The organism is Casimicrobium huifangae (genome assembly GCF_009746125.1).
GTDB lineage: Bacteria > Pseudomonadota > Gammaproteobacteria > Burkholderiales > Casimicrobiaceae > Casimicrobium > Casimicrobium huifangae.
Genome location: NZ_CP041352.1, coordinates 980,388 through 996,522, shown reverse-complemented (window position 1 = coordinate 996,522; position 16,135 = coordinate 980,388). Strand labels below are relative to the sequence as shown.

Here is a 16,135-nt window from a genome sequence, read left to right as displayed (position 1 = left end):
CGCGTGAGGCCGCGAATCGTCGCAGGTCGCAGGGCGCGGTCAAAGAACGCGCCGCATCCCTTCCACATCAAATCCGGTAGCAGCTGCGGATTGGGCCAGTTGTTCCGCCCGCGCGCGCATCGACTCGCCGACGACCAGCACTGCCGGGCTTCGCAGCGACTGCGTTGCGAAGTCTTCGACCATTGCACCCACCATCGAGCAGACGGTGCGGGAGTTGGCCCGCGAGGCGTTCTCCACGGCAAGCACCGGCGTATCTGCCGCCAGTCCGCCCTCCAGCAAACTCGCCTGCAGCGACGCCACGCGCGCGACGCCCATGTAGACGACCAGCGTCAGCGCGCTCTGCGCCAGTGCCTGCCAGGGGATTTCCGCGCCCTCGGCACCGTGGGCCGTGATGAAGGCGACGCCGTGTGCATGGTCACGGTGCGTCAGCGAGCTTTTCACCGTTGCCGCGGCGGCGAGGCCGGCAGTGACGCCAGGGACGATCTCGAACTCAATACCCGCCGCTTCCAGCACCGCAATTTCCTCGCTCGCCCGCCCGAACAGCGAAACGTCGCCGCCTTTCAGCCGCACCACCTGATGCCCGGCCTGCGCCTCGCGCACCAGCAGTTTCTCGATGAATGCCTGCGCTGTACTGGTACAGCCGCCGCGCTTGCCGACGTGCACCACACGCGCCTGCGGACACAGCGCGAGCACCTCGCTGCCGGCCAGATCGTCAATCAGCACCACATCGGCGGCAGCCAGCAGACGCGCGGCCTTGAGCGTCAAAAGCTCAACGTCGCCCGGCCCGGCGCCGACGAGAAAGACTTTGCCGGACTTACCCGGCGGGAGAGGTTTGTTCATGCGCTGCTGCGTGCACTTCCCGTGCCAGCCAGTCGATCCATGCCGGCAGCGCGCGCTGCCCCGAGATGACGGACCCGATATAGGCGACCGTGGTCGCGATATCGCAAGTTTCGGGCAGATCGTGTGCCGCCACACCGGGCCATTCGCGCATAAGCGTTTCACCATTGCGGAATATTTGCACCGGAACAGTGCGCCTGGGGTGTAACACCGGCTCGCCCTCGCAGCCGCGAAAGACCACGCCTCGCGCCCCGGACTGTGAGGCAAGATGCGCGGCCATGCGCTCGATATAGTCGCCGTGCGTCAGCGCGACGACACGGGTCTGCGGGCCGGTCACCGGTTGCAGCAGCTTTACGACGGTGTGGGGCGTGGACCGCACGCCAATGCGCCAGCGGTTGGCCAGCAACGCGGCGAGCTTTGGGTGCAGGACGTCGATTGGCGCAAATGCAAGACCGCGCGATGTGAGCGCATGCTCGGCTTCAAGCCCGCTTTCCGCAACAGGGAAGCCCAACGCCTGAAATAGCTCGAAGGTCGTCGTGCGGGTGGGATCCTGACGCACGCCATGCAGCAGCGTCCGCGTGCCGCGCTGCGCCAGCGCCCACGCCAGCAGCGGCGTTAGATTCGGCAACTGGCGCGCGCCGTTGTAGCAGGGCAAGACCGCGACGGGCGCGCCGCCAGCGTCAACACGAAACGCCAGACTGGCCTGCATCGCCGCCACAAACGCGGCCAGTTCGTCGGGCGTCTCGCCCTTGATGCGCATTGCCAGCCACCAGGCGCCAAGCTGGATGTCGCTGACGCCGCCGTCGAGCAATGCAGCGAACGCCTCGCTGGCCGTCGCCGCGTCCAGCCCGCGCGCGCCGCGGGCTCCGCGCCCCACTTCCTTGATGATCGGCGTGAAATTCATTGGTTTTCAGCTTTTCCCGAAGAAGCCCATCTGCTAAAGGCTAAATCGATGATTTGGCCGGTTTTCGAGATATCAACGAATGACCGGTTAAGCCCAATTTGAATGCGGTGCTTCATCAAAAGCTGTTCGCCAACACTCGGCGCTGAAAGGTTGTTCGACGCAGTTTTCGCGCCATCGCCTGCGCCGCTTCGGCCGTTTCAGCGCAATCCCGGGAACTTGCCCTTCATGCCCGGCAAGCCGCCCAGCCCGCGCATGAGTTTGCCCATGCCGCCCTGCGAGAACTTCTTCATCATGGTTTGCGTCTGCTCGAACTGATTGAGCAGGCGGTTCACCTCTTGCACATGTACGCCCGCGCCAGTGGCGATACGGCGTTTGCGCGAGGCTTTGATGAGATCGGGCTTGCGCCGCTCCAGCGGGGTCATCGAATTGATGATGCCTTCCATGCGGGCCACCTGCTTTTCGTCAACACCACCGGACTTGGCGGCAGCCTGTTGCAATTCGAGCGGCATCTTGTCGAGGAGACCTGAGAGGCCACCCATCTTTTTCATCTGACCAATCTGCTGCTTGAAGTCCTCAAGGTCGAAACCCTTGCCGCTCTTGACCTTTGCCGCGAGCTTTTGTGCGGCCTCCATGTCCACTGCCTTGGCGGTCGCCTCGACCAGCGAGACGACGTCGCCCATGCCGAGAATGCGGCCCGCCATCTGCTCGGCGCGGAAGGTCTCCAGTCCGTCAAGTTTCTCGCTGACGCCAGCGAACTTGATCGGCACACCCGTGATCTCGCGCACTGAGAGTGCGGCGCCGCCGCGCGAATCACCGTCGAGCTTGGTGAGAATCACACCGGTCAGCGTCAACCGCTCATTGAAGGCCTTGGCGGTGTTGACGGCGTCCTGACCGAGCATCGCGTCCACCACGAACAGCGTCTCGGCGGGTTTCACCGCCGCGCTGATGGCAGCGGCCTCGGCCATCATGGCCTCGTCAATCGCCAGACGACCAGCGGTGTCGACGATCACCACGTCGTAGTAGCGCGGTCGCGCCCAGTCGATCGCCTGTGTGGCGATCGCCACCGGATTGCTGCCAGCAGCGGCCTCCGGCGCGTAAAAATCGACTTCCACCTGTCCAGCCAGCGTTTTCAACTGCTCGGTAGCCGCCGGACGGTAAACGTCGCAGGGCACCAGCAGCACCTTCTTCTTCTGCTCGGTGCGCAGCTTGAGCGCAAGCTTGCCGGCGGTGGTGGTTTTGCCCGCGCCCTGCAGACCAGCAAGCAGGATGACCGCCGGCGGAGTGACGGCGAGGTTGAGCGCGCCCGCCTTGCCCTCGGGCGGACTCATCAGCGCAACCAGCTCCCGGTGCACGACACCCACGAACGCCTGACCCGGCGTCAGCGATGTGGCAACCTCGGCGCCCAGCGCCGCCGCCTTCACCCGCTCAATGAAGGCCTTGACCACCGGCAGCGCGACGTCTGCCTCGATCAGCGCCAGGCGCACCTCGCGCAGGGCATCCTGCAGGTTGGACTCGGTCAGGCGCGCTTCGCCTCGTACCGTTTTGACGAGACGATTGAAGCGTTCGGTGAGTTGATTGGCCATGCTTGCGGCGAGAAACTTGCTCGTGCGGAGGAAACCCATTGATTTTAGGCGGTCGCAGCAAGGTGCCCGAATGCGACAAAGCACGGCCAATCGGGCAAAATCCGCTTTACAACCAAGTGCTTACGCGGCACACTGACGAACTTACCTGAAATACCCTTCGATTCGTGGCCACCTCGTCCGCCTCTGTATTGCTGTCCGGTCTTGGCCGTGCGCTCGTCCAGCATGACATTCTTCGTCAGGTGGATGCCGAGCAGGTACAGACGCAAGCCAATGCAACCTCGGTGACTTTTGTCGAAGAGCTGGTCACCTCCAAACGCATCACGGCCGGCAAACTGGCCGAGTTCGCCGCCAGCACTTTTGGCGTGCCGCTGTTCGATCTGTCGGCTTTCGACACGACAACGATCAATCAGGAATGGATCGACGTCAAACTGATCACTGCGCGCCGTGCGCTGCCACTGCACAAGCGCGGTAACCGCCTGTTCGTCGCGCTGTCGGACCCGACCAATCTGCAGGCGCTGGAAGAATTTCGCTTCAAGACCAGTCTGATCGCCGAGCCCATCGTTGTCGAAGACGACAAACTCGGTCGTGCGATCGCTGCTGTTGCTGAGCGCAATGACAAGACGCTCGCTTCGCTCGATGTCGGCGATGATATCGACCTCGATATCAAGGTTGAGGACGGGCCGGCAGCGGAAGAAGATACGGGTGACGTTGACGATGCACCGGTCGTCCGCTATATCCAGAAAATCCTGCTTGATGCGATCAATTCAAGCGTTTCCGACATCCACTTCGAGCCGTACGAAAAGTTCTATCGCATCCGCTACCGCCTCGATGGCGTGCTCGTCGAAGTCGCGAAGCCGCCACTGGTCATCAAGGACAAGATCGCCTCGCGCATCAAGGTGATCTCGAAACTGGACATTTCGGAAAAGCGCGTGCCGCAAGACGGCCGCATGAAGCTGCAGCTTACCAAGAACCGCTCGATCGACTTCCGCGTCAGCACACTGCCGACGCTCTACGGCGAAAAGATCGTGATGCGTATTCTCGACTCGTCGAATGCGATGCTCGGTATCGATGCGCTGGGCTACGACGCGGATCAGAAAGCTGCACTGCTGGAGGCCATTTCACGTCCCTACGGCATGATCCTGGTCACCGGGCCAACAGGCTCCGGCAAGACCATATCGCTCTACACCTGCCTGGGCCTGCTGAACAAGCCGGGCATCAACATCTCGACAGCAGAAGATCCGGCTGAAATCAATCTGCCAGGCGTCAATCAGGTTAACGTCAATGACAAAGCTGGACTGACCTTCGCTGCGGCGCTGAAATCCTTCCTGCGCCAGGACCCCGACATCATCATGGTCGGCGAAATTCGCGACCTGGAAACGGCTGAAATCGCCATCAAGGCAGCACAAACCGGTCACCTGGTGCTGTCGACGTTACACACCAACGACGCGCCAGCGACACTGGTGCGGCTCTCCAACATGGGCGTGGCCGCCTTCAATATCGCCTCGAGCGTGCTGCTAATCACCGCCCAGCGCCTTGCGCGCCGTCTGTGCGCCAGCTGCAAGCAACCATCCGACATTCCGGTGGATGTGCTACTCACCGCCGGGTTCAAGGAGTCAGACATCGATGGCACCTGGGCGCCCTACCGTCCGGTGGGATGCGATGTCTGCAAAGGCACTGGCTACAAGGGCCGCGTCGGTATCTATGAGGTGATGCCGATCACCGAAGACATGCAACGGATCATCATGAGCAATGGCAACACCCTCGACATTGCGGCGCAGGCGAAACGCGAAGGGGTACGCAACCTGCGAGAATCCGGTCTGCTCAAAGTCAAACAGGGTGTCACGTCGCTGGAGGAGATCGAGGCAGTGACAAATGCCTGATCCAGCCTCCTGCAACGGAAACATTTGAAGAGGAACTAGCCCATGGCAACCGCCGCGCAAACCCCGGCACGAGCTGCTCGTCCCACACGCCCCGAAGTCAAGGCGAGTATGTACTCGTGGGAAGGCATTGATCGCGCTGGCAAGAAGGTGCGCGGCGAAATGCGTGCTGCGTCGGAAACCGTCGTCGCCAACGCCTTGCGACGCCAGGGTATCAAGGTCGGCAAGATCAAAAAGCAGACCTTCAAGGGCGGCGGCAAGATCAGCGAAAAGGAAATCGCGCTCTTTACCCGCCAACTCGCGACAATGACCCGGGCAGGGGTGCCGTTGCTACAGGCCTTTGACATTGCAGCGCGGAGTACGGGCAACAATCGCCTGTCGCGCCTCCTCCTTGAGGTGAAAGGCGACATCGAGACCGGCAACAGCCTTGCGGCTTCGTTCAAGCGGCACCCGATGCAGTTTGACGAGTTGTACTGCAACCTCGTAGGTGCCGGCGAGCAGGCCGGTATTCTCGACTCCATTCTTGATCGCCTCGCGATGTACAAGGAGAAAATCCTTGCGCTGAAAGGCAAGATCAAAAGCGCGTTGTTCTACCCCGCGATCGTTATTGTCATCGCGACTGTCGTTGTCGCGATCATCATGTGGTTTGTGATTCCCAGCTTCAAGCAGGTGTTCACCAGCTTCGGTGCCGACTTGCCGTGGTTGACCAACGTCGTCGTGGCAATGTCTGACTGGTTTGTGAAATTTTGGTACGTCGTGGTGGTCATTCCGGTCGCGGCGTTCATGATCCTCGCTTATCTCTGGAAGCGCGTACCTGCGATCAAGCACACGGTCGATCGCATGTCTCTCAAGCTGCCAGTGCTGGGCGAAATTCTCGAAAAGGCGGCCGTGGCCCGCTGGACGCGAACCTTGGCGACGATGTTTGCGGCCGGCGTGCCCTTGGTTGATGCACTAACGGCAGTAGGCGGCGCGTCCGGCAACCAGGTGTTTCTCGACGCCACCAAGCGGATCCAGAACAACGTATCTACTGGCACCGCGCTGACGGTTGCGATGGAAGATACCGGCGTGTTCCCCAACATGGCGCTGCAGATGACCCGTATCGGCGAAGAAACGGGTGCACTGGACAGCATGCTGTCGAAAGTCGCAGACTTTTATGAGCGTGAAGTAGACGATGCCGTCAGTGCATTGTCATCACTGATAGAGCCGATCATGATCGTGTTTCTGGGTGTGGTTATCGGTACGATTGTTGTCGCAATGTATCTGCCCATCTTCAAGCTCGGTCAGGTGGTATAGGAGCGAACTTGCAGGCACTTTTCGCACAGGAGCCTTGGCTGTTCCTGATTTGTGCCGGCGTGTTCGGCGCGCTCATCGGCAGTTTTTTGAACGTCGTCATTTACCGCTTGCCGGTGATGATGGAACACGCCTGGCAAGATGAACTTGCCGATGCCCAGGGAAATGAGCCCGCCCCGCGCGAGCGATTCAATCTGGTCGTCCCGCGTTCACGTTGTGGCCAGTGCGGCCACGCCGTCACCGCCCTGGAAAATGTCCCAATCATTTCCTGGCTTGCCTTGCGCGGCCGCTGCAGCGCTTGCGGGACCCGCATCAGCGCCCGCTACCCGCTGGTTGAAGCGGCGACAGCCGCCTTGTTCGTTGCATGCGCCTGGCACTTCGGGTTTACCTTTCAGGCGCTCGCCGCGATGACGTTCTGTGCAGCGCTGGTCACCTTGACTGGCATCGATCTCGATACCCAGCTACTGCCAGACCAGCTGACATTGCCGCTCTTGTGGCTTGGCCTGCTGGTCAACCTGTTCGCGATGTTCGCGCACTTGCCGGATGCCGTGATCGGTGCTGCGGCAGGTTATCTGGTGCTATGGTCGGTCTACTGGCTGTTCAAGCTGGTTACCGGACGTGAAGGCATGGGTTATGGTGACTTCAAGCTGCTCGGAGCGCTCGGCGCCTGGTTTGGCTGGCAAGCGCTTCCCATGCTGCTGCTAGTGTCATCGGTGGTTGGCGCGGTAATTGGTATCGCCATCCTGCTGGTGCAGAAGAAGGGACGGCACACGGCGATCGCCTTTGGTCCGTACCTCGCGATCGCCGGCATCATCACGCTGTTCTTTGGTCCGCTGCTGCGGCAACTCTTCTGATCGCGCCAGTAGCGATGCCTGGTAGCGGCCCGTTTGTCGTTGGTCTCACCGGTGGCGTCGGCTCCGGCAAGTCGACCGCAGCCGCAATGTTTGCCGCGCACGGCGTATATGTCGTTGACGCTGATGCCATCTCGCATCATTTGACCGCGACTGGAGGAGATGCGCTACCCGCGATTGCCGACGCATTTCCGGGCGTCGCACACAATGGTGTCCTTGATCGACAGGCACTTCGTGAACGCGTCTTCGCTCAACCTGCAGAACGGCGCCGCCTTGAAGCGATAGTGCACCCTCTGGTGCGTACGGCAACCGACGACGCAATGCGTTCTACCTATGCACGGCAAGCCCCCTACGTGATTCACATGGTGCCACTGCTGTTTGAATCGAAGGACTATGCGGAGCGCATCGACTGCGCCATGCTGGTCGATGTCGATGAGGAGCTTCAGGTCCGGCGCGTCAGCGCCACGCGCGGGGTGCCAGAGGTGACCGTGCGCAACATCATCGCAGCCCAGATGCCCCGACGTGAGCGAATGCTGCGAACGCAGTTCATCATTGACAACCAGCATGATCGCGAGGCACTGGCGAGGCAGGTCGATGCCCTGCATCGAGTCCTGATGGCCAATGCCGGGCGTCGCTTCGCAGTGACAGGCGCCCCGGTCGGCGCGTTGTCGCCATGAGCGGATCGGCAACCGCTGCTGTGCTTGCCTTTGAGTGTCCGCTCAGCGAACGGGCGCGCACCTGGTTGCGCCTGGAAGAACTGTTTGCGCGGACCCGCGTGTTCGCCGCGCGCCGCGACAGTATTGACCATCGCAGCGCGCTCTTGAGTCTGTTTGATATCGTCGACACCGCCGGTCGCAGCGATCTCAAGACCGATCTGCTGCAGGAGCTGGACCGCCAGCGCAGTGTGTGGGGCACCCAGCTCGACAATCCCGAGGTGGCACGCGAAGCGCTTGCCGAGTTTCTGGCCGACATGGATGCCGTGATTCATGACTTGCACGGCCAGATTGGCAAGATCGGCCAGCACCTGCGCGAGAGCGAATGGCTGCAAGCAGTGCGCCAGCGCGCGACCAGCCCCGGTGGCGCCTGCTCGTTTGAGTTGCCGATGCTTCATAGCTGGCTGCAGCGCAGTGAATATGAGCGGCGCGATGCGCTTAAGTTCTGGCTGGATCCGTTAGCTCCGCTCGAAGAGGCGGTGGTACTGGTACTTCGACTGCTGCGTGAATCCGGTCAGATGTCCGCCGAAACGGCGCACCATGGCAATTTCCACCGCGCACTGACCAGTCCGCGGCCGCCCCTGCTGGCGCGCGTAGAGGTGGATACCGGCCATGCCGTCGTGCCCGAAGTCAGCGCCAACAAATACACCGTGAACGTGCGCTTCCTGGAACACGCTGGACACTTCCAGAGCAGCGGTCGCGCGGTCGTTACCGCACGCAGCATTCCATTCCGCATGGCGCTTTGTGCGCTCTGAGCAAGTCGTCATCGCCCATTCGCCGTGAAAACCGTCGCCTGCCCCCGTTGCCAGAAAGCCGTGCCTTGGTCTGCCGAAAACAGGTTCCGTCCATTCTGCTCAGAGCGCTGCAAACACATGGACTTGGGCGCCTGGGCCAATGACGAATACCGCATCGCCCACGCCGAGCCGCCAGACTACGAGCCAGCGGTTTCGCCCAAGCCCGACTGAGCGAAGCAGACAACGTCCGCCGCCGCAGTTGACAACGTTCGATCAGCTTTTTTTCAGGATGACGACGGCAACGGGCTGAGAACGATTTTTCTCCGGAAGTCGACTTTTTGTCAATTGCGCATGTAAGCCCTGATTGAATGCGGCTTCGCGCAAAAAGCCAATACTATCGATGGTGCTGCAAACCTACCAGCACGCCGCTCTCCGGCGCGTGCAACGCCGGCAACAGCGGCGTGACAGCAATCGCGGCCGGAGATTGCCAGGCAAACGCCTGCCCTTCGCGGCTGTGCGGCTCGCCGGCCCAGTCCATCGTCCGGCAGAAGTTCAATTCGACGTGAGCGTGTTCGTAGCTGAAGCGTTCGCTGCGCCACTGCGTCGCCGAGCGAATGTGAATGCCGAGCTCCTCGTCAATCTCGCGGATCAGCGCATCGATCACAGTTTCGCCCGCCTCGATCTTGCCGCCGGGGAATTCCCAGTAGCCGGCGTAAGCCTTTCCAGTGGGACGCTGCGCGAACAGCACCTGATACTCGCCATTGACCACGCGCTCGATGATCGCCACGGCGACTCGGGTCAACGGCCGACTGTCTGACGGATCAAAGCGTGGCGCACTCACTTGCCGCCGCGCCCGGCAAAGTCGCGCGCAAACTGATACGCCACACGCCCGGAGCGAGAGCCACGTTGCAGCGCCCAGTTGAGGGCGTCACGCTCGAACGCCTCATGCTTCTTGCCGTCCACCGGCACCGTAGCACCCAGTTGCCCGACCCATGAACCCACTGCTGCGAGGTAGTCTTCCTGCGAGAACGGATAGAACGAAATCCAGAGCCCGAAGCGCTCGGAGAGCGACACCTTCTCCTCAATGCTTTCGCCGAAATGCACTTCCTCCCCAACGTACTTCGTCTCTTCGTTCTCGTGAAAGTATTCGGGGAGCAAATGGCGGCGATTCGAGGTCGCGTAGAGCAGCACGTTCGGCGTTGCCGCCGCGATGGACCCATCGAGGATAGCCTTCAGCGCCTTGTAGCTGCCATCGCCTTGATCGAATGACAAATCGTCGCAAAACAGGACGAAGCGATACTGCTCGTCAGCAATCTGGTCGACGATGTCGGGCATGTCATTGAGATGCTCCTTCTCGACTTCGATCAGGCGCAGACCACGCTTCGCGTAACGCGACAGCATCGCCTTGACCAGCGAGCTCTTGCCAGTACCACGCGAGCCCGTCAGCAGCACATTATTGGCCGGTTTGCCGGCAACGAACTGCTTCGTGTTGCGATCAATCTGTGCGTGCTGCGCCTCGACGCCAACCAGCCAGTCGGCATCCATGTGATGCACGTGCTGCACCGCTTCGAGATACTTCAGCGCCCCGGAGACGCGCCAGCGCGCCGCCACATGTCGCTTGAAGTCGGGCTTCTCGCGTGGCGGCGGTGCGATGCGTTCGAGGGCGGACGCGATGCGGCCGAGCAGCGCCAACGACGACGGCTCTGTTGTATTCACCCCGTCAGTCTCCGCAGCATTTGTCCGCACGCCCACGTCTAGCTCCGATACTCCGCATTGATCTTCACATAGTCGTACGAGAAGTCGCAGGTGTAGACGGTTTGCGATGCGTTGCCCCGACCGAGGTCAATGGCAACCGTGATGTCGTGATTCTTCATCGTCAGGGCACCGTCTTCTTCCCGGTAGCTCGCAGCGCGACCACCACGCTCGGCGACCAGTACGTCATTCAGATGAACCGTCACTTTTGATGGATCCAGGTCTGCCGGCGCGCCATAGCCCACAGCCGCGAGAATGCGGCCCAGGTTCGGATCGCTGGCGAAGAATGCAGTCTTCACCAGCGGCGAATGGGCGACAGCGCGTGCGATGCGGTCGCATTCAGCCGGATCACGACCGCCACTGACCGCTATCGTCATGAACTTGGTCGCACCCTCGCCATCGCGCACGATAGCTTGCGCCAGCGTGAGACTCACCTTTTCCAGCGCAGCGATCAGCGCAGCAGCGTCCGTTGAATCCAGTGAGGTGATGGTTGCGTTGCCTGCCTTACCGGTCGCGGCAATGATGTAGCTGTCGTTAGTGGACGTGTCACCGTCCACAGTGACGCGGTTGAAACTGCGGTCCGCGACACGCCGTGCAAGCGGTTGCAGCAACGCGCCGTCGATCGCCACATCGGTGAAGATGAATGACAGCATGGTGGCCATATTGGGCTGGATCATGCCTGCCCCTTTGGCGATGCCGGTTACGTTGACTGTCTTGCCCCCCACAGTGGCCTGCGCGCTCGCGAGCTTGTAGACAGTGTCGGTGGTCATGATGGTCTGAGCCACGCGATCCCAGGCCGCGAGCTTGCCAGCCTTGATCTCGGCCGCCGCCGCATTGATGCCCGCGCTGATGCGATCCATCGGCAGATGTTCGAGAATCACCCCCGTGGAGAACGGCAGCACCTGATTGGCAGCGACGCCGAGCACCGTGGCCACACTCGCGCAGCTCGCCCGTGCGTTGGTCAGCCCGAGTTCGCCGGTGGCCGCGTTGGCAATCCCGGTGTTCACCACCAGCGCGCGAATGGCGCTTCCCACCAGCAAGTGCTCGCGGCAAACCTGCACCGGCGCAGCAGCAAACCGGCTTTGGGTGAACACCCCGCCCACCGCTGTGCCTTCGTCGAACTGGGCGAGCAGCAAGTCATAACGGTTGGCCTTGCGCACGCCCGCCTGCACGGCGGCGAAGCGCACCCCGGCAACCGGGTGAGCAAGAGCGGGATCAAGCGCGGCGTAGGCAACAGGCATGGTGATGAAAACGTATGGTTCAGAAAAAAGGCCCGTTCAGTCACGCTGAACGAGCCTTGAATTATGCGATGTTGGTCTCAGCGACTAGTCGAGTCGCCCGTGACAATGCTTGTATTTCTTGCCCGAGCCACACCAGCAGGGATCGTTGCGACCGACCTTCGGCCCCTGATTGACCACCGGCTGATTGCCGCTACCGCCAACGGATGCTGCGGACGACTCTTCGCCTGTCAGTCCATCGACGCCGGCATGCTGGTAGGCCACGTTTTGCGATGCTGCATGCGGCTCAACCGCCTGCGCGTCAGCCTCGGTGCGAACCTGTACAGTCAGCAGAATACGTACGACGTCGCCACGGAAGCGGTCCAGCATCTGGCCGAACATCTCGAACGACTCGCGCTTGTACTCCTGCTTCGGATTCTTCTGCGCATAGCCGCGGAGGTGGATGCCCTGGCGCAGCAGGTCGAGATTCGAAAGATGCTCGCGCCACTGCGTATCCATGATCTGCAGCAGGATGTTGCGCTCAAACTGGCTGAACACATCCTCGCCCGCGACCTTGCGCTTGCTGTCATAGGCTTCCAGCGCCGCGGTCTTGCAGCGCTCGCGGATGTCAGCGTCGTCAAGATCGGGCGACGCTTTCTGCCACTCGGCGATGCTGACCGGCACGTGCACGTCATGCAGCGCCGCTTCCAGGCCGGCAATGTCCCATTGTTCCTCGGTGCTTTCCGGCGCCACGTGCATATTGACGGTGTCTTCGACCCAGCCACCGATCATGTCACGCACGGTGTCGCTGACGTTGGCATGCTCCAGCAGGTGGTTACGCTGCTCGTAGATCGCCTTGCGCTGGTCGTTGGCAACGTCGTCGTATTCAAGCAGCTGCTTGCGGATGTCAAAGTTGCGCGACTCGACCTTCAACTGCGCTTTTTCGATCTGGCGCGTCATGATGCCCGCCTCGATCGGCTCCCCATCAGGGATGCGCAGGCGGGTCATGATGTTCTTCATGCGGTCGCCGCCGAAGATGCGGATCAGCGGATCCTCGGCCGACAGATAGAAGCGGCTGGAGCCTGCATCGCCCTGACGGCCAGCACGGCCACGCAACTGGTTGTCGATGCGACGCGATTCGTGGCGTTCGGTACCGACAATGCGCAAGCCGCCGGAGGCAAGAACCTCTTCATGACGCTTCTTCCACTCAGCCTCGACGGAGTCCATCTTCGCCTTGCGCGCTTCCGGTGTCAGCGATTCGTCTTCACGGATGGCGCGCAACTCGGGTTCGAGCGCGCCACCGAGCACGATGTCGGTGCCTCGACCGGCCATGTTGGTGGCGATGGTGATCATCTTCGGCTGACCGGCCTGCGCCACGATATGCGCCTCGCGCTCGTGCTGCTTGGCGTTGAGCACCTGGTGCGGCAACTTCTCCTTGGTCAGCATCGCCGAGATCAACTCGGAGTTCTCGATCGAAGTGGTACCGACCAACACCGGCTGGCCACGCTCGTAGCAGTCACGAATGTCGTGCACGGCAGCTGCGTACTTCTCCGCCGTCGTCTTGAAGAAGAGATCATTCTCATCGCGACGCACCATGTCGCGGTGCGTCGGGATGATCACTGTTTCCAGGTTGTAAATCTGCTGGAATTCGTAGGCTTCAGTGTCTGCTGTACCGGTCATGCCGGCCAGCTTGCCGTACATGCGGAAGTAGTTCTGGAAGGTGATCGAGGCCAGCGTCTGGTTCTCGCGCTGGATGGGCACGCCTTCCTTGGCTTCCACTGCCTGATGCAGACCATCACTCCAGCGGCGCCCCGACATCAGGCGGCCGGTGAATTCGTCAACGATGACCACTTCGCCGTCCTGCACAACATAGTGTTCGTCGCGGTTGTACAGCGCATGGGCGCGTAGCGCGGCGTACACATGGTGCATCAGCGAAATGTTGGCAGCGTCGTAGAGGCTGGATCCGGAGGGCAACATGCCCATCTGTTCGAGCAGCTTCTCGGCATGCTCATGGCCTTCTTCCGACAGATAGACCTGACGGCCCTTTTCATCAACGTGGTAGTCGCCGGCAGACTTTTCGTCGGCCTGACGCGTCAGTTTCGGCGCCAGCTCGTTGATCTTGTAGTAAATCTCGATGTTGTCGTCGGCCTGACCCGAGATGATCAGCGGCGTGCGTGCCTCATCGATCAGGATGGAATCAACCTCGTCAACGATGGCGTAGTTGAGCCCGCGCTGACGGCGGTCCGCCACCGCGTATTCCATGTTGTCACGCAGGTAGTCGAAACCGTACTCGTTGTTGGTGCCGTAGGTGATGTCGGCTGCGTAGGCAGCGATCTTTGACGCATTGTCCTGTTGCGACAGAATGGTGCCGACGCTCATGCCCAGGAAGCGGTAGATGCGCCCCATCCAGTCGGCATCGCGTTTGGCCAGGTAGTCGTTGACGGTGACCACATGCACGCCCTTGCCGGCCAACGCGTTGAGGTACACCGGCAGCGTTGCCATCAGCGTCTTGCCCTCACCGGTGCGCATTTCGGCAATCTTGCCCTGATGCAGCGCCATGCCACCGATCAATTGCACGTCAAAGTGGCGCATCGCCAGCACCCGTGTGCTCGCCTCGCGCACAACGGCAAACGCCTCAGGCAGCAGCGCGTCAAGCGGCTCGCCATTGGCAACGCGCTGTTTGAACTCCGCTGTCTTGCCTTTCAGCTCGTCGTCGGACAAGGATTTCAGGCCGTCTTCAAGGGCGTTGATCTTGTGGACCTGGCCGCGATACTGTTTGAGCAGCCGGTCGTTGCGGCTGCCGAAAATCGTTTTTAGAAATTTGTCGATCATGATGTGAAGACGCGCCCGGCGTACGGACGGCAGATGTGACGATGCCCGCTAGACGGCATCGGGCACAACCGTGCCGACACCGCCGCAGCGGGCGAAACCAATGATTTTAAGCCGACGCCCGCATCCGGGCGAAGCCAGCGGGATGCAGCTTTAGCGGACGGCGAGGAAGCGGGCTGGATTCTGCGGCACGCCATTGAGCCGCACTTCGAAGTGCAAATGCGGCCCGGTGGAGCGGCCGGTGGAGCCGACCCGCGAGATGCGCTGGCCGCGGACGACCAGATCGCCCTCCTTGACCAGCAGTTCAGAGCCGTGGGCATAGCGGGTGACGAGACCATTGCCATGGTCGATCTCGACGCTCTTGCCGTAAGCGGGATGGAAATCTGCATAAATCACTTTGCCGCTGGCGGCTGCATTGATCGTGGTTCCCGTCTCGGCGGCGAAATCCACGCCCTCGTGGAAGGTCTGATGGCCGTTGAACGGATCGATCCGATAACCAAAGTTCGAGGTGTAATTGATGTTTTCAATCGGCGGCAGGGTCGGCAGGAACTTGCGCTGCGCGCTACCTTCGACCAGCAGGGCCTCGAGCACCGACAGCTGGTCGGCCTTGACGTCAACGCCCTTGCTGAGTTCGCCGAGCTGTTTGGTGAAATCGTCGATCGACAGCGGCGCACCCGCTGTGGCCGCGCCGCCGCGCCCGGCATTGGCGGTGGCGCTGGGCAGCTCCTGCGGCTTCAGGCCCGCCACCTTGGCGAGCTTTTCACCGAGACCATCCAGCCGCAGCATGTGTGCCTGCATCTCGCCCAGCTTGACGGCGAGACTGTTGATGTTGTCCTGAATCTGCTGCTGGCGCTGCTTGGCCTCGGCGTGCTGGTCAGCCAGCAGGATGCCGCGAATCAGCGGATGGTTGCTGGTGGCGGCGTATTTGAGCGACAGGTAATTGGCAAGGGTGGCGGTCAGCGCCAGCGCCACCAACCCGGCAAAACCGAGGCCGATGACCTGCGGAATGCCGACCGAAAGCGTTCGCTTGCTCCGGAAGTCGCTTGAAACAACGATAATCTGCACGTGAAATTCCTCAACTCACCGCGCTCTGCGTCGGCGCTCTATCCGCGACCTCTGGGCCTCGCCCAATTTCTGGATCGCATGCCCGCACTGGGCGCTGCTTTGCGACACGCCCGCGAGGGTGGCCGTCAAAACGACGTGCTGATGGAAGCGGTGCCGGAGCGTCTGAAGCGCTTTGTGGTGGCGATTACTGCCTCGGGCTCAACACTGAGTCTCACGGTCGATTCCCCTGAAGCCGCACATCTGGCGCGCTTGCTGAACGCCGAAATGCTGACCAATCTGAGCCGTAAGGGCTTGAAATTTAGCGAAATTTCGCTGAGGGCGCAATCAACTGCGGTAATTCGGCGCACCGTTCGCGTGCGTCCGAGCCCCAACGCCGGCCGCAAACTCAATTCAGCAGCGGACCAAATGTCGAGTGAGCGCTTGCAAACAAGCATGCGAAAACTGGCGAGAACGCTGGACCGCGGCTAGGTTGCAAGCTAGCGA

At 61.4% G+C, this 16,135-nt stretch carries 15 protein-coding genes; 7 read left to right on the top strand and 8 right to left on the bottom strand.

The features are described from left to right. Window positions 1-39: 39 nt before the first annotated feature. The 3 genes from cobA to ffh form a co-directional block, all read right to left on the bottom strand. Window positions 40-840: a uroporphyrinogen-III C-methyltransferase gene (gene cobA, locus FKL89_RS04555; RefSeq protein ID WP_156861650.1), complete on the bottom strand. Its 801-nt coding sequence runs from the start codon at window positions 838-840 to the stop codon at window positions 40-42. Then, window positions 815-1,741: a DNA-binding protein YbiB gene (gene ybiB / locus FKL89_RS04550; protein WP_156861649.1), complete on the bottom strand. Its 927-nt coding sequence runs from the start codon at window positions 1,739-1,741 to the stop codon at window positions 815-817. Before ybiB ends, cobA begins: the two co-directional genes overlap by 26 nt. Before the next feature lie 197 nt (window positions 1,742-1,938). Continuing rightward, on the bottom strand, window positions 1,939-3,324 hold the full coding sequence (ffh, locus tag FKL89_RS04545; RefSeq protein WP_156861648.1) for a signal recognition particle protein: 1,386 nt from the start codon (window positions 3,322-3,324) through the stop codon (window positions 1,939-1,941). 164 nt (window positions 3,325-3,488) lie between these two features. Between ffh and pilB the strand changes: the two genes are divergently transcribed. Genes pilB through FKL89_RS04515 form a run of 6 tightly spaced genes read left to right on the top strand, consistent with a single transcriptional unit; the run spans window position 3,489 to window position 9,020 of the window. Then, window positions 3,489-5,204 carry a type IV-A pilus assembly ATPase PilB gene (gene pilB, locus FKL89_RS04540; RefSeq protein WP_156861647.1) on the top strand — a complete coding sequence of 572 codons (1,716 nt, stop codon included), beginning with the start codon at window positions 3,489-3,491 and terminating at the stop codon, window positions 5,202-5,204. A 42-nt stretch (window positions 5,205-5,246) separates the two neighbouring features. Next, window positions 5,247-6,494, top strand: a complete 1,248-nt coding sequence (locus tag FKL89_RS04535; protein ID WP_156861646.1) for a type II secretion system F family protein — start codon at window positions 5,247-5,249, stop codon at window positions 6,492-6,494. 8 nt (window positions 6,495-6,502) lie between these two features. Continuing rightward, entirely contained in the window at window positions 6,503-7,345 is an 843-nt protein-coding gene (locus tag FKL89_RS04530) for a prepilin peptidase (RefSeq protein ID WP_156861645.1), read from the top strand. A gap of 14 nt (window positions 7,346-7,359) precedes the next feature. Next, window positions 7,360-8,019 (top strand): dephospho-CoA kinase, encoded by a 660-nt coding sequence (gene coaE / locus FKL89_RS04525; RefSeq protein ID WP_156861644.1) that lies wholly within the window; start codon window positions 7,360-7,362, stop codon window positions 8,017-8,019. After that, a complete protein-coding gene (gene zapD / locus FKL89_RS04520; RefSeq protein ID WP_156861643.1) occupies window positions 8,016-8,810 on the top strand; it encodes a cell division protein ZapD in 795 nt (264 codons plus the stop codon). Before coaE ends, zapD begins: the two co-directional genes overlap by 4 nt. A 24-nt stretch (window positions 8,811-8,834) precedes the next feature. Continuing rightward, window positions 8,835-9,020: a DNA gyrase inhibitor YacG gene (locus tag FKL89_RS04515; protein WP_156861642.1), complete on the top strand. Its 186-nt coding sequence runs from the start codon at window positions 8,835-8,837 to the stop codon at window positions 9,018-9,020. A 163-nt stretch (window positions 9,021-9,183) separates the two neighbouring features. On the opposite strand, the gene FKL89_RS04510 is transcribed toward FKL89_RS04515, so the two are convergent. The 5 genes from FKL89_RS04510 to FKL89_RS04490 form a co-directional block, all read right to left on the bottom strand. Further along, window positions 9,184-9,591 (bottom strand): NUDIX domain-containing protein, encoded by a 408-nt coding sequence (locus tag FKL89_RS04510; protein ID WP_272953732.1) that lies wholly within the window; start codon window positions 9,589-9,591, stop codon window positions 9,184-9,186. 35 nt (window positions 9,592-9,626) lie between these two features. Next, a complete protein-coding gene (locus FKL89_RS04505; protein ID WP_156861640.1) occupies window positions 9,627-10,505 on the bottom strand; it encodes an ATP-binding protein in 879 nt (292 codons plus the stop codon). A 38-nt stretch (window positions 10,506-10,543) separates the two neighbouring features. After that, entirely contained in the window at window positions 10,544-11,782 is a 1,239-nt protein-coding gene (gene argJ, locus FKL89_RS04500) for a bifunctional glutamate N-acetyltransferase/amino-acid acetyltransferase ArgJ (RefSeq protein WP_156861639.1), read from the bottom strand. An 84-nt stretch (window positions 11,783-11,866) separates the two neighbouring features. Further along, window positions 11,867-14,590, bottom strand: a complete 2,724-nt coding sequence (gene secA, locus FKL89_RS04495; protein WP_156861638.1) for a preprotein translocase subunit SecA — start codon at window positions 14,588-14,590, stop codon at window positions 11,867-11,869. Between the two features lie 150 nt (window positions 14,591-14,740). Then, entirely contained in the window at window positions 14,741-15,652 is a 912-nt protein-coding gene (locus tag FKL89_RS04490; RefSeq protein WP_156861637.1) for a M23 family metallopeptidase, read from the bottom strand. Here FKL89_RS04490 and FKL89_RS04485 point away from each other — a divergent pair, their 5' ends adjacent. Continuing rightward, complete coding sequence (locus tag FKL89_RS04485; protein WP_156861636.1) at window positions 15,653-16,120, top strand: hypothetical protein; 468 nt, start codon at window positions 15,653-15,655, stop codon at window positions 16,118-16,120. The last annotated feature ends 15 nt before the right edge of the window (window positions 16,121-16,135 follow it).